The 12,683-nt window shown below is 36.9% G+C and carries 11 protein-coding genes; 7 read left to right on the top strand and 4 right to left on the bottom strand.

Going from position 1 to position 12,683, the window contains the following annotated elements; translation table 11 throughout:
• Window positions 1-14: 14 nt before the first annotated feature.
• Window positions 15-476 (top strand): hypothetical protein, encoded by a 462-nt coding sequence (locus ACMAYX_RS00910; protein WP_103217116.1) that lies wholly within the window; start codon window positions 15-17, stop codon window positions 474-476.
• Window positions 477-485: 9 nt separating this feature from the next.
• On the opposite strand, the gene ACMAYX_RS00915 is transcribed toward ACMAYX_RS00910, so the two are convergent.
• Window positions 486-1,331, bottom strand: coding sequence for a hypothetical protein (locus ACMAYX_RS00915; RefSeq protein WP_103217117.1), 846 nt, complete (start codon window positions 1,329-1,331; stop codon window positions 486-488).
• A 53-nt stretch (window positions 1,332-1,384) separates the two neighbouring features.
• Here ACMAYX_RS00915 and ACMAYX_RS00920 point away from each other — a divergent pair, with 53 nt between their 5' ends.
• Complete coding sequence (locus tag ACMAYX_RS00920) at window positions 1,385-2,683, top strand: inosine/guanosine kinase (protein WP_103217118.1); 1,299 nt, start codon at window positions 1,385-1,387, stop codon at window positions 2,681-2,683.
• 8 nt (window positions 2,684-2,691) lie between these two features.
• On the opposite strand, the gene pyrF is transcribed toward ACMAYX_RS00920, so the two are convergent.
• Genes pyrF through ACMAYX_RS00935 form a run of 3 tightly spaced genes read right to left on the bottom strand, consistent with a single transcriptional unit; the run spans window position 2,692 to window position 8,774 of the window.
• Window positions 2,692-3,366 (bottom strand): orotidine-5'-phosphate decarboxylase, encoded by a 675-nt coding sequence (pyrF, locus tag ACMAYX_RS00925; protein ID WP_412471395.1) that lies wholly within the window; start codon window positions 3,364-3,366, stop codon window positions 2,692-2,694.
• Window positions 3,359-7,807 (bottom strand): carbamoyl-phosphate synthase large subunit, encoded by a 4,449-nt coding sequence (gene carB / locus ACMAYX_RS00930; protein WP_412471396.1) that lies wholly within the window; start codon window positions 7,805-7,807, stop codon window positions 3,359-3,361. Before carB ends, pyrF begins: the two co-directional genes overlap by 8 nt.
• Window positions 7,788-8,774, bottom strand: a complete 987-nt coding sequence (locus ACMAYX_RS00935; protein WP_412471397.1) for an aspartate carbamoyltransferase catalytic subunit — start codon at window positions 8,772-8,774, stop codon at window positions 7,788-7,790. Before ACMAYX_RS00935 ends, carB begins: the two co-directional genes overlap by 20 nt.
• A gap of 113 nt (window positions 8,775-8,887) precedes the next feature.
• Between ACMAYX_RS00935 and ACMAYX_RS00940 the strand changes: the two genes are divergently transcribed.
• From ACMAYX_RS00940 to ACMAYX_RS00960, 5 genes are read left to right on the top strand one after another with little or no spacing between them, the layout of a single operon-like run.
• A complete protein-coding gene (locus ACMAYX_RS00940; protein ID WP_412462554.1) occupies window positions 8,888-9,925 on the top strand; it encodes a hypothetical protein in 1,038 nt (345 codons plus the stop codon).
• 1 nt (window position 9,926) lies between these two features.
• Window positions 9,927-10,880, top strand: coding sequence for an HAD-IIIA family hydrolase (locus ACMAYX_RS00945; RefSeq protein ID WP_392992092.1), 954 nt, complete (start codon window positions 9,927-9,929; stop codon window positions 10,878-10,880).
• A 33-nt stretch (window positions 10,881-10,913) separates the two neighbouring features.
• Complete coding sequence (locus ACMAYX_RS00950) at window positions 10,914-11,339, top strand: hypothetical protein (RefSeq protein WP_103217124.1); 426 nt, start codon at window positions 10,914-10,916, stop codon at window positions 11,337-11,339.
• A gap of 12 nt (window positions 11,340-11,351) precedes the next feature.
• A complete protein-coding gene (locus tag ACMAYX_RS00955; RefSeq protein ID WP_412469492.1) occupies window positions 11,352-12,308 on the top strand; it encodes a lipoate--protein ligase in 957 nt (318 codons plus the stop codon).
• 15 nt (window positions 12,309-12,323) lie between these two features.
• Window positions 12,324-12,671, top strand: a complete 348-nt coding sequence (locus ACMAYX_RS00960; protein ID WP_392992088.1) for a Crp/Fnr family transcriptional regulator — start codon at window positions 12,324-12,326, stop codon at window positions 12,669-12,671.
• The last annotated feature ends 12 nt before the right edge of the window (window positions 12,672-12,683 follow it).

The following is a 12,683-nucleotide window of genomic DNA, read 5'->3' on the forward strand; positions in this document are numbered from 1 at the left end:
CATAAGGGACTGAAATGCTAAAATCAATTTTACTATCTATTCTTATCTCATTTAATACTTTCGCACTTATTTCAAGTGAGAACCCTTTCACGTACAAAGGAAATCAAATTGATATTGATTTTAAAACTGGATGGGGTGCTAAGACTGGTTGGGGTGCTGATGAAATTGAAGATATTGTAATCGATGTAATCAAAAGAGATTACAAGAAAGTATGTTTAGATGGACAGAAGTCAGCTTTATCGATTGCTGAAGATGAGCTGAAATTTAATATTTACTCTCTTAATAACTTCGATCAAGAAAGTCCTAGTGATAGTACAATTTATCTTTCTGTTTTTGTTTCAATGAAAAGTCGTTATATGTTCTCAGGTGTATTTGACAATTATCTTGTTAAAGTAGATTACGATGAGAATCTTGATCAGATTTTTATTAGTTATAGAAATGAAAACGGCGAAAATAATTCAATTAAATGCTTCTAGCTCTTTGAGCTAGAGGCGAAAGCTTATTCCAGCACCGATTGTCACACCACCTACAGATGAAACAGTCTCTGTGACAAGAGTATCCATTGAACTAGTATATAAAGTCGATATCCCGGCCTGTCCGTAGAAGCCAATTCTTGAGTACGGAGCAATCCTTATACGGCCACCAATATTATAACCATAGGCCATACCTGTTGCTTTTTCACCGAAGTTCTCTTGTTCAAAATCACCGGTTAAGATTGCACCAAAGTAGCCTTCTGCTACAAAGCTATTTCGATTAATGAAGCGATATTGGTACTGTAGTTCTCCGAGAATGCTGTTGATTGAGCTATAAGTTGCGGAGGCAAAAAGATAGCCAAGAGAAATTTTAAAGCCATGGCGATGTTTTGGGTCTCTGTATTCAATCGCAAGATTTATACGATTAAAAGCAGGTGAAGTCTCGTTGGCATATTGTGCTTGAAAGCTATCCCAGTCAGTTCCAACTTCAAGTCTAGAATAGTCTAGCGAGAAGAAGCTATTTTCTCTTAATCTTTGAGCATCATTAGTGAAAATCGTTTTTACATCGTGGTCTGTTAATTCTGGAACGTGCTCGAGTTTAGTGCCATCTATTGAGTAACTAATATCATTAGTTCTCACATATGCAATCTTTCCTGATACAACTAGTGGTACAATCGTGCCTTGTTTTAAGTCATTGTCACCAACTTTGATTTTACGGCCACTTCGAATGTAGCCAATTGGTGCCGATAAATTTACATCAGCATAAACAATTGTTTGGCGTGATTTTGTCACAGCAAAACGATAGGCGAGAGAACTTAATTGAGTAAGAGAAAAAATTAACACTAAAAGTTTTTTCATATATCTATTATAATCAAAATAGAATTTTTGACTACATTAGTTTAGGATTATTTATGAGATTTCCAGGTAAGAGAAGATCAAAGCATTATTTCCCAGTAAGTGCTAAAGGTCGACTTTCTTTTGAAACAGATTTTAACCGCAAAGAAAATGTTTATATTGTTGGTATCGATCAACTGCTTGTTGATATCGAAGTCGACGCTTCATTTGAGCTTCTAGAAGAATTTAAGCTTAAGGCCGGAGAGTCTTATGTTCTATCAGATAAGGACGTGGAAGACTTGTATCAGCGCTCTTACGAAGAGGGAAGAATACTTGGCCAGTATGCTGGTGGAGCCGTTGGTAATACATTACATAATTACTCGGTATTGTCGGACGACCAATCTTTTGCTCTTGGAACAATTTGTGAAACGATTAAAGTAGGTGACTACGCCTTTAAATATATTTGTAGCACTTCTTCAAAAGTAGACTTTAGCTATCTTCAGCCATGTGCTGGTAAGATGGCGAGGGCAATGTGTCTTATTACTCCAGATAAGGAGCGAACTTTTGCAATTGGTAAGGGGATTATGAATCAACTTACTGAAGAGTTTATTCCTGATGATCTTATTAAAAATTCTAGTGCATTACTTGTGACGGCCTTCTTATTAAGAGATCGCAATGCGCCTCTATTCAAGGCCACTCTTAAGGCCGTAAATATTGCTAAGGAAAATAATGTACCTGTCGTTTTTGCTCTTGGAACAAGCTCTCTTATTGAAAGTGATACACACTTTTTCAAAGAATTCATTAGAGAGAATGTAAATGTTCTAGCGATGAACCGTGATGAGGCCCAGGCCCTTCTTGATATTGATGATCCACTTCTAATAGGAGAATCTATTTTAGATTATACTGATCTTGCTCTAATCACAGATGGGGAAAGAGGGCTTTATATTGCCTCTTGGGCCTGTCAGACAAGGGCCCGTGAAACAAAAGATAAGCTACATTCTAAGTCGATTGAAAATTATAACCAATTCGAATATTCACGTTCTCAGTTAAAAGTTGATTGCCAAGAGCCTATGAAAATTTACTCTCATATTAATCCTTTTATGGGAGGGCCTGAGAATATTGAAAATACTAATGGTGCAGGGGATGCTGCTTTATCGGCCATTCTTCACGATATTGCGGCCAATGTTTATCACCAAAAGCTGCTTCCTCATTCAATTAAGCATGACGGGAAATACCTAACTTATTCTTCGATTCACCAACTTTGTAAGTATGCTAACCGAACAAGTTATGAAGTTTTGAAACAGAAGTCTCCTAGACTTTCTCATAACCTACCTGTTAAGGAACAAAGTCTAGAAGAGAGCTACTGGGATATGTAAGGAAATTTTCAAGGAAAGAGGTTTTCTTGTAAAACCTCTGGATTCTTTGTAATCGGTCTGCCAACCACAAGATAGTTAGCACCCGCCTTTATGGCCGCTTCTGGTGTCATGACTCTAACCTGATCGTCATGGTCTCCATCAAGTCTAATTCCCGGACATACTTTAGAAAAGTTGAGATTACTTTCATTTTCAAAGAAATTAACAATCTCAAGATCAAGACCTGAGCATACAATCCCTCTAACACTTGAGGCCTTAACTTCCTGGAGTAAGTTTATAAGCGCATCTTTGTGACTTCTTCCCCAGATATTTTGAATATCATCTTGATCGTGAGAGGTTAGGATTGTTACCGCCAAAATCTCACAACCTGGAATTACTTTTGAAATACTTTCTTGAGCAAGACTTAGCATAGCGGCGCCTCCCGTTGCATGAACAGTGAGAAAGCGAATATCTAATCCCTCAAGAGCATTGCATGCTTTAGCAACAGTTGTTGGAATGTCATGTAGCTTTAGATCAAGAAATATTTGTACTTTAAATTTTTCCTTTATTTCCTTAACTAGCTCTCGTCCGTAGCGGAGAAATAACTCAAGTCCAATTTTGACATTTTTTATTTGTGGATACTTAGACAAGAGATCTAAGACCTCTTGTCTATTCATTCCATCAAGGGCAACAAAGGTTTTATTCATTCGTCATCTCCTGAAGGCTAACCGGTGTTGCCTGAGCTTTGTTGGCCGAAATAATGGCCTTACAGACAGCATTGATATTTTCAATTCTCGTAAAACAAGGGATTGCATATTGAATGGCCGTGTTTCTAATGAATTCACCATCTGATTTTGAGCGTCCTTGATTTAGAGGCGTATTTAAAACCATCGCAAGATCTTCATTCTTAATGGCCTCTAGCATTCCAATATTACTCCCATCATCTGAAAGTTTATCTACTAGTGTTGCCTTGATTCCACATTCATCACTTAAGAATGAGTAAGTTCCCTTTGTGGCAAAGAATTTAAAACCTAGAGAATTTAGCTCTTTTATATTTTGAATCAATTGCTCATCATCTTTTCTCGCAAGAGATAGGAGAACAGACTTCTTAGTTAGAAGATCTGGGTAATTTCCAAGATAAGACTTAATCATGGCGATATCTCCATTCTTATCAATCCCTAAAGTTTCACCAGTTGATCTCATTTTTGGACCAAGAATAATTGAGTCTTGTACGAAACGGTCAAATGGAAAAGTCGATTGTTTAATAATCTTATAATCACTTTTGAAATTGTGATGGTTTTTAATCTCTTTGCCTAGAAGTGCTTTTGTTGCGATGGCCGCAAGGTTTACATCATAGGCCTTTGATAGAAATGGGATTGTTCTTGAACCTCTTGGGTTGGCCTCGATACAGTAGATCTCGTCATTTTTAAGGGCAAATTGGAAATTAATTGGTCCCGTTATCTCCATTGTATTGGCCATATCAGTGGCAAGTTTTCTCATTTTATCCACTATTTCATCTCTGGCCTTTACAGGAGGAGAGATCATTCCTGAATCCCCTGAGTGAACACCTGCATATTCAATATGCTCACAAATAGTAAAAACAGTATTTCCATTTTTGTCTCGAATAAGATCGACATCATACTCAAGAGCATTCGAAATATAATTTTCAACTTGGAAAGTGATAGTGTTTTCGTGAAGGGATTTTAGAATTTCTTCTGGAAGGTTTTCAATGTCCTGTGGCCCTTCAAAGATAAACATACTTTCACCACCAATTACATAACTAGGCCTTATAATAACTGGATAACCGATTTCTGTAATTGTACTGATAAGGTTTTTATAACCTCTAACTTCTCTTGATGTTGTATGTGCAAGATCGATCTCTTTGGTTAGAAGATCAAAGCGCTTACGGTCCTCAACTGTATCGAGAAGTTCAAGACTTGGGCCTAGAAAATTAAATTCTTGGTGTTTTGTTCTAAAAGGTGCCTCAAGATGAGCACGTATGTTTATTCCTGTCTGCCCACTAAATGATGTAATAACATGAGTAGGGTTTTCAAAAGCTAGAATCTCATAAAGATCTTCTGAAAATAGTGGGCTCAGGTAGAGTCTGTCTGAGCTATCATAATCTGTTGAAACTGTTTCAGGATTAGAGTTAAGAAGAATTGATTTAATACCTTGCTCTTTAAGCTCTTTAGCACTTTTTACACATGAGTAATCAAACTCAATACCTTGTCCGATTCGGTTTGGCCCTGAGCCAAAAATTGCACAACTCTCTTCGCTAATTCTTTGAACATCATTAAATTGTGTATAAGTCGAGTAGAAGTATGGTGTTAGGGCATTAAATTCCCCCGAACATGTATCAACGGCCTTAAAGACTGGCCTTATTCCAGCTTCAATTCTTTTGTCGAGAATTTGCTCCTGGCTTTTTCCAGAAAGAAGGGCCAGGTACTTATCTGAGAAACCGAATTTCTTTAATTCATAGAGTTCGTCTTGGTTGTTGATTATTTGTGAATCTTCTTTTAGCTGCAATTCCTTATCTAAGAAGCATACCATTTGATCGATAAACCAAGGAGTAATCGCACTTACTTCATGAATCTTTTGTGGCGATATCCCAAATCTTAGTGCTTCTAAAACAGTAAGTAGTGATAATTCTCTTTGATTCTTTAATCGCTCTAGTAAGTAATCTTGTGTTATCGGATATGGTGTCGTCTTAAGCTGCTCAAGACTTGGAATCTCAAGTCCTTGCTCTGTTGCTCTTAAAGCTTTCATAAAAGCTTCATTGAAACTTCCTCCAAGAGCTAAAACTTCTCCAACTGATCTCATTTGGGGACCGAGGATTTGAGAGCTTGAAGGGAACTTATTAAATGGGAAGATTGGAATCTTAATCGCCACATAGTCTAGCGTTGGCTCGAATGCAACAGGTGAGATACGTGTAATATCGTTTAGAATTTCAAATAGTGTTAAACCTACAGCAAGTCCGGCCGAAATTTTTGCAATTGGATATCCTGTTGCCTTTGAGGCAAGTGCTGATGAGCGTGAAACGCGAGGATTCATTTCGATAACAACGATATCATTTTCATCTTTTGGATTAACTGCAAATTGTACGTTGGCGCCACCTGCAACAACATTCATATGCTTGGCAATGTTTAGCGACATTGTTCTTAATTGCTGATAGCAGTGATCTGAAATCGTTTGTGCGGGTGCAACAGTAATTGAGTCTCCTGTGTGAATTCCACAAGGGTCGATATTCTCAATTGAGCAAATGACAACACCACAGCGGTTCTTATCAACCATAACTTCAAGCTCAAGCTCTTTCCAGCCCAGTAATGACTTCTCCATAGTGATTGGGAATTTAATATCACTTGAAGAAAGAGTTTGTGCCAGTTCTTCTAAATTGTGAACAAGTGCCGCTCCTTTACCTCCAAGGGCAAAGTCTCTTCTTATAATCAGTGGAAACTTCACTTGGTCATCAGCTAACTCTAGTGCGTGATTAAAACTTTTTGCACTAAATCTCTTTCCAGATTTGTAGCCAAGCTTATCCAGCTCTTTTGCAAAGAGCTCACGATCTTCAGTTTTTTCAATAGTATCAATATTGGCCCCTAAGAGCGCAACTGCGTGATCTTTTAGGAAGTTTTCCTTCTCTAGATCAATACACATATTTAGTGCTGTTTGGCCTCCCATTGTGGAAAGAACAGCGTCAACCTTTTCTTTTAGTATGATTTTTTTAATCGTCTCTTTGGTAATTGGCTCGATATAAGTACGATGACTCATATCCTTATCTGTCATGATTGTTGCAGGGTTTGAATTAAGAAGTACTACTTCAAAACCTAGCTCTCTTAATGACTTAAGGGCCTGTGTCCCACTGTAGTCAAACTCTGAAGCTTGTCCAATTTTAATAGGGCCTGAACCAATTAATAGGATCTTCTTATATGGTGAGTTGAGTTCTCCTTCGTGATACTCAGGAATATCCGTGATTTCTTCAGGAGTAATTTCCTGTGCTCCATTTTGGAGATACTCCTTGATCTCACTAAAGAATATGGACGCATCTTTTGGGCCAGGGTTTGATTCTGGGTGAAATTGTACACTTCTAACTCTTGAGTCATAACTTCTGAGTCCTTCAAGAGAGCGATCAAATAGTGAAGTGTACTCACAAAATAACTTAAGCCCAAATTGATTTTCCAATCTCTTGCTCTCAAAAGATTCTTTTTCAATTGCATAACCATGATTTTGACTTGTGATAAGAAGTTCTTGGTTATAATGAGAATAGACAGGGTGATTAGCGCCTCTTTGTCCGAAAGGAAGCTTGATTGTTTCCATTTCACATGCCAGACCTATTAGTTGGTGGCCTAGGCAAATTCCACGAATTGGAATATCTGTTTTAAGTAAATCTCTTACAGTATTGATTTCTTCTTTATAAAGCTTAGGGTCTCCTGGGCCATTAGATAAGAAGACCATCCTTGGTCTATATTCCTCAACTTCATGTGCTGGCGTATTATGTGGTACAACCACAAGAGGGTAACCTAAATCTTTTATATAATTTACGATGGCCTTTTTAATTCCGTAGTCGATAACGACAATTGGATTATCTCCATCTCTAATAACTTTCTTCACTTTAGATGAAACTTTTGAAAGCTCATTGCACTCTAGGTTGTAATCTGAAAAATTTGGCGCTTGCTCTGTTGTCGTTATTAGGCAGCGATGATCTTTTGATTTACATGAAAGATATTTTGTTAGCGCCCTTGTATCGACATCACTTATAAGTGGTAAGTCACAATTTTCTAAAAATTTATTATAAGAGAAGTTTCTTGCAATTAGGCTTGTGGCATAAGGTTTTGTGGAGTTTAGGCCTTGAGAGACTTCTTCATTGAATTCATAATTTCCTACGTGAGCAGTTGTATAAATAATATGTTGACCTAGAAAAGATGGATCAGTTGCTGTTTCTTGATACCCACTCATTCCTGTTGTAAATGCGGCCTCTCCAAAGATGCCATCTTTTAGACGAGTGTCATTTTTGTCGAGATTAATATAGGCTTTAAAAATTGTTTGGTCAGGAAAATGAAGGAAAATAGGAGTCGTTTTAAGAGATTTTTGAAAGAGTAATTCTTGGGATTGAGATAGGAGTGCGTGCCTATCAAACTTTGCTTTCGTCATTTTCCGTTAGTCCTTTTAGTGCTGAGATATGATTATAACGAGCACCAATTTTAGTGTCGCCATTAGTTATCATGGCCTCAATAATTGCCATTCGAATATAGATAGAGTTTTCAACTTGCTTATGGGCCATCCAGAGGTCTGAGTTAACGATTTCACTGTCAACTTCAATTCCGATATTTGCAGGGCCTGGGTGAAAAATTGGTGCGGTCTTTCCAATACTTAAAAGGCGCTCCACATTGATTCCCCATTGAAGGTTATATGTCGACATATCAAAGCTCTTCTCATGTCGCTCATTTTGAATTCTAAGAAGATAAATCGCATCACTATTCTTAAGCGTTTCATCAAGATCATCACTTATTTTAATTAGTTTATTATCTGGCAGTTGGGCAGGCATAAACTCTTCTGGTCCACACAGTGTGATCTCGATGCCAAATAGTGGAAGTAAATCCATAAGTGAATGAGTTACTCTTGAATGAGTGCAGTCTCCAACAATACAAACTTTCTTACCAGCAAGCTCGCCTTTGAAATATTCTTTTAGCGTGAATAAGTCGAGAAGGGCCTGGGTTGGGTGCTGATTTGTTCCATCTCCACCATTAATTATCTTAATTGGCGGGTAATCCTTAAATTGCTCCAGTAGCTTTGTCTCTGTTGTACGAACAATACAAATATCAATACCTTGATAGAAGAGAGTTAATAGAGTTTGTTCGAGAGATTCGCCTTTTTTGAGAGAAGATTTCTCAGCATCGAAATTAATATGAATACCTTCAAGTTTCTTGATGGCCATTTCAAATGATAATTTTGTTCGTGTTGAATTCTCAAGAAAAGATGTTGCGACTGAAATTTTTCTTTTAAGGGGAAGTCTTGCCGGGGAACCTAATTTAAGTTCCTGGGCGCGGTGGAGGAGTTGCTCAACTTGCTCGCGGTTTAAATCTTCTATTCCTTCCAGAATAGATGGAAATCCAATCATGACATTCCAGTAGTGTTGAGATACATTTATTGAAGAAAGAATAATAAAGAGATACTCACTTGGCCACAAAAAAAAACATATTTTTTTGCAGCTTAACGAGTTAAGGAAATTAAGTGTCTACGAGCTCTGGCAATAACCAATTCATTAATAATTTCAAAGAAATTCATAACCGTACACAACTTGAAGCTTTGAAAAACGAGATCAAAGGTAATCTTTTTGAGTTTCTCGTTGCCAAGGAAATTTCCGTTTTAAATAAAATAGAAGCAAATTTTCTTAAAAATATTGATCAAGAGCTAATGAGAATGATGCGCGAATATGAAAGTTGGTTAAGGCTTCATGCGCGTACTCTTTTGGATGAACTTCCAAAACTTGCTAGAGAGATGGCCAGGGCAATAAATGTAAATATAAAAGGTGATATTACCAATATTACAGTTGTTGGAAAGTTAAGTGATCATCTGATAAAGTCACAACTCCATGAAGCAGATATTGTTGCTCAAGTGAAAATTGATGATGAAGTGCGAATTATTCCTATTAGCTTAAAGTTAGTTAAGAGTGGGGCCAATATCACAACTAAATCGGCCGGAGCTAAAAGTATTTTCCAAAAGTATTTCAAGTCTTACTCAGATATTGATTTTACTCAACATACATTGAATGAATATATCGATCAGGAATTTTCTCGCTTTAATAGAAAGCTCTATGAACGCTATGATCTTGAGTACAGTGGACGTTTTGATTCGCAATGGGAGATGACCCAACTTCCTGGGGAGCTTGAAGGAGAGGACCGCGAGGATCTATTTGAACTGTATCGAAGCTTAATCAAACATTATCACGATATATTTTCAGGATTACTGGAAAAGGATAAAGATAAATTTATTTCGTCGCTATTGCCACTTATGGGCCTAGGCAATAAAGATGTTGTCCAAGGGATATGTTTTTATAAACACAATAGTTATAAATTAGATTTTTGCCACGTTGTCAATTATGCCCAGGCCGCTAAGATCTCTATCTGTGAACTTAATCCGGAGATCTCTTCATTTAATATTGAGATTGAAAACGATAAACTACAGATTCGCGTAAAACCTATGAATAAGTTTACAGCGCCATCGTACAAGATTAATTGCTCGATGAAATTTGACTACAAAAAGGATTAATATGTTTGATATTGTATTATGTCAGAGAGACTTTCAAGAAATTAAAGAATGCTTTGGTGACTCTGGAAAATTTGAAATTCATGAATTCTCTGGCGACTCCCAATTACGAGCATACTTGAATGATAATAAAACAGTACTCTTAATTACGACAAAAAGTAGTGTGAAACCTGATCTTTTTAATCTTTTTGAAATGCCAAAAAAAGGCAATTGCGAATACTACTACCTTTCTAAGTTAAATCTCGATAGAGATGAGCTTGAGGCCTGTGAGAAATTCTTTCCAGATGTGAGAGATATCTCTGTTTGTGCTGATTATTATAGTGCTAGTGGTGTTTTTTATATCGATCAAATTGATCCAGTGGGAATGCCAAATTTTTCAAAAGAAATTATGCCTGTTCTAAAGCGCTACTTCAAAGATAGCGATTATAAAGAGGCGCTCTTTCTAGATCGTGATGGAGTATTAAATATCGACCATTCTTATGTTCATAAAATTGAAGAACTCGAATTAGTCTCAGGGGCCTACGAGTTTCTACTAGATGATTACAATAAGACTAGGCTTAAGATTGTTCTGACAAATCAGTCAGGTGTATCAAAAGGTATGTTTGAGTATACTGATGTTGAAAAATTTAATAGTGCATTAAATGAATCACTTCATCATTTAATTGATGCTTTCTATATTGCTCCATTTGAGTTTCTAAAGGGTGTTGGTCAGTATAAGTACCATTCTCTTTTAAGAAAACCTCACCCAGGGATGCTGCTAGAAGCTTGTTTTGACTTTGCTGTTGATTTGAAAAAATCATATATGGTAGGGGATAAACAAAGTGATCAACTCAACTTTCCTCTTCTCGAAACGATTCATCTAAAGAATCGCTATCCTTTAGAAGGTGTGAAATATTTGGCAAATAATTTTGCGGAAGTATTAAAATTTGCCAAGACGTTGCCAAATAAGACAAATTGAGTCAAAATAGCAGCTATGTAAAAGGAATTACATATGAAAATAATAGACTCTATGGGCCTAGCTAGATTTAATAATTTAAGTACTCTCTTTGCCCTATTTTTAACATTTATAACTTCTGCAACTTTTGCTCGACCTCTAATGAATACTGAGCTCGAGTTATCACGTCAGTTAGACTCTCTTAAAGAAAAAAGTAAAGAGTATATCTCTGTTATTAGTTCTCGCACTAATCTTGAAGAGCTTCCTATATCTAAGTATCTTTCTTTCGTTATCTTAAAAAATGGTTGTGCGCCTTTTGAGCAAACAATCGAAGAGATTCAATTACAGGATGAGTCTTTTCCTGATCAGAGTGAAGGATTACTTGAAAAGCTAAACTTATGTCGTAAGTCAACTCGTGCGCTTAAGGAATTTGATGTAAGTGGCCTGGATGCAAGTGTCATTGAACGCTTAAGTGAGGAATAATAAGCTCATCACATGGCCTCTACTCCAATTAAATTCTACTATATCCATTCAACTAATCCCTATGTCAATTTAGCATTTGAAGATTATTTGTTTCGTAAACATCAGCTTGATAATAGTCATGAGCAAATTCTCATTCTTTGGAAGAGTGCTCCAAGTATTGTGATGGGGAAATTTCAAAATCCATGGATTGAGTGTCAGGTAAAAAAAATAAGAGAGCTTGGGATTAATCTTGTTAGAAGACAAAGTGGTGGGGGCTGTGTTTATCATGACCTAGGTAATTTAAACTACTCCTTCATTTGCCCTAAGTCTGCTTACGATAAATCTAAGAACGCTTCCATTATTGTATCAGGACTTAAGTCTTTGGGCATTGATGCTTTTGAAAATCATCGTCATGATCTTAGGCTTATACATAATGAAGTGGATTATAAAATATCAGGTTGTGCCTTTAAAGAAACAAAACATAGTGCCCTTCATCATGGAACGCTTTTAATTGATGCTAACCTTAATCAGTTAAATGATCTTCTGCGCTCGAAGCTTACGGCCGAAGCGGCCATGGGAGTTAAGTCTGTTCCTTCACAGGTGATAAATCTGAAGCAAGTAAATGCTGATATTAATGAGTCAGTTATTGTTTCTGCCATTAAGAAGTCTTTTGAGTTCAATTATAATACCCAGAGCGAGGCCTTTGAATTAGCTGAACAAGATATTTGTATGATCGATTCCCTGATGGAAAAGATTCAGTCAAATATGAGTTGGGACTGGGTTTACGGTGCAACTCCTAAGTTTTCATTCAAGGTCGCAGACTACTTGGTAACAGCTAAGTACGCTAAAGTTATTGCTTGTAATCCAGAAAATCCTTCTTTAATTGATCTAATCGTCGACAAGGATTATTATTTATCAAGACCAGATTTTAAACTTACTCAGCAGCAAAGCGAATTTATTAAGGAATGTCACCGTATTCTCTTTGTTTAGCTTATCGGAGAAGAAATGAGAGAGACTATTCATATTATTCCAGGTGAGGCCATCATCAATGAAGGCGAGGAAAGTAGTTGTATGTACCTCTTAAAAGAAGGCACGCTGGCCGTCTATAAAGATGTTGAAGGTGAACAGAAACAGATAGGAACGATTTATAGTGGTGAATTTGTCGGTGAAGTAAGTTTTCTTGATAAGAGAACTCGTTGTGCCACTGTTAAGGCCATTACTGATTGTGAGCTTGAGATTTTTGATGCACAAAAATTCAATGAGTTTATCGAGTCGAGGCCTAAATGGTTACAGAGTATGATGAAGACCTTGGCCGATCGCCTTCGTTCAACTAATGAAAAGATAAAAGTTTAAAAGGATAGTGAT

Origin of the sequence: Halobacteriovorax sp. RT-2-3, assembly GCF_047085075.1 — a bacterium.
Lineage (GTDB): Bacteria > Bdellovibrionota > Bacteriovoracia > Bacteriovoracales > Bacteriovoracaceae > Halobacteriovorax_A.

Excerpts from the sequence above, each read along its gene's own strand:
- ACMAYX_RS00910 (WP_103217116.1), top strand. The coding sequence starts at position 15 with ATGCTAAAATCAATTTTACTATCTATTCTTATCTCATTTAATACTTTC.
- ACMAYX_RS00915 (WP_103217117.1), bottom strand. The coding sequence starts at position 1,331 with ATGAAAAAACTTTTAGTGTTAATTTTTTCTCTTACTCAATTAAGTTCT.
- ACMAYX_RS00920 (WP_103217118.1), top strand. The coding sequence starts at position 1,385 with ATGAGATTTCCAGGTAAGAGAAGATCAAAGCATTATTTCCCAGTAAGT.
- pyrF (WP_412471395.1), bottom strand. The coding sequence starts at position 3,366 with ATGAATAAAACCTTTGTTGCCCTTGATGGAATGAATAGACAAGAGGTC.
- carB (WP_412471396.1), bottom strand. The coding sequence starts at position 7,807 with ATGACGAAAGCAAAGTTTGATAGGCACGCACTCCTATCTCAATCCCAA.
- ACMAYX_RS00935 (WP_412471397.1), bottom strand. The coding sequence starts at position 8,774 with ATGATTGGATTTCCATCTATTCTGGAAGGAATAGAAGATTTAAACCGC.
- ACMAYX_RS00945 (WP_392992092.1), top strand. The coding sequence starts at position 9,927 with ATGTTTGATATTGTATTATGTCAGAGAGACTTTCAAGAAATTAAAGAA.
- ACMAYX_RS00950 (WP_103217124.1), top strand. The coding sequence starts at position 10,914 with ATGAAAATAATAGACTCTATGGGCCTAGCTAGATTTAATAATTTAAGT.
- ACMAYX_RS00955 (WP_412469492.1), top strand. The coding sequence starts at position 11,352 with ATGGCCTCTACTCCAATTAAATTCTACTATATCCATTCAACTAATCCC.
- ACMAYX_RS00960 (WP_392992088.1), top strand. The coding sequence starts at position 12,324 with ATGAGAGAGACTATTCATATTATTCCAGGTGAGGCCATCATCAATGAA.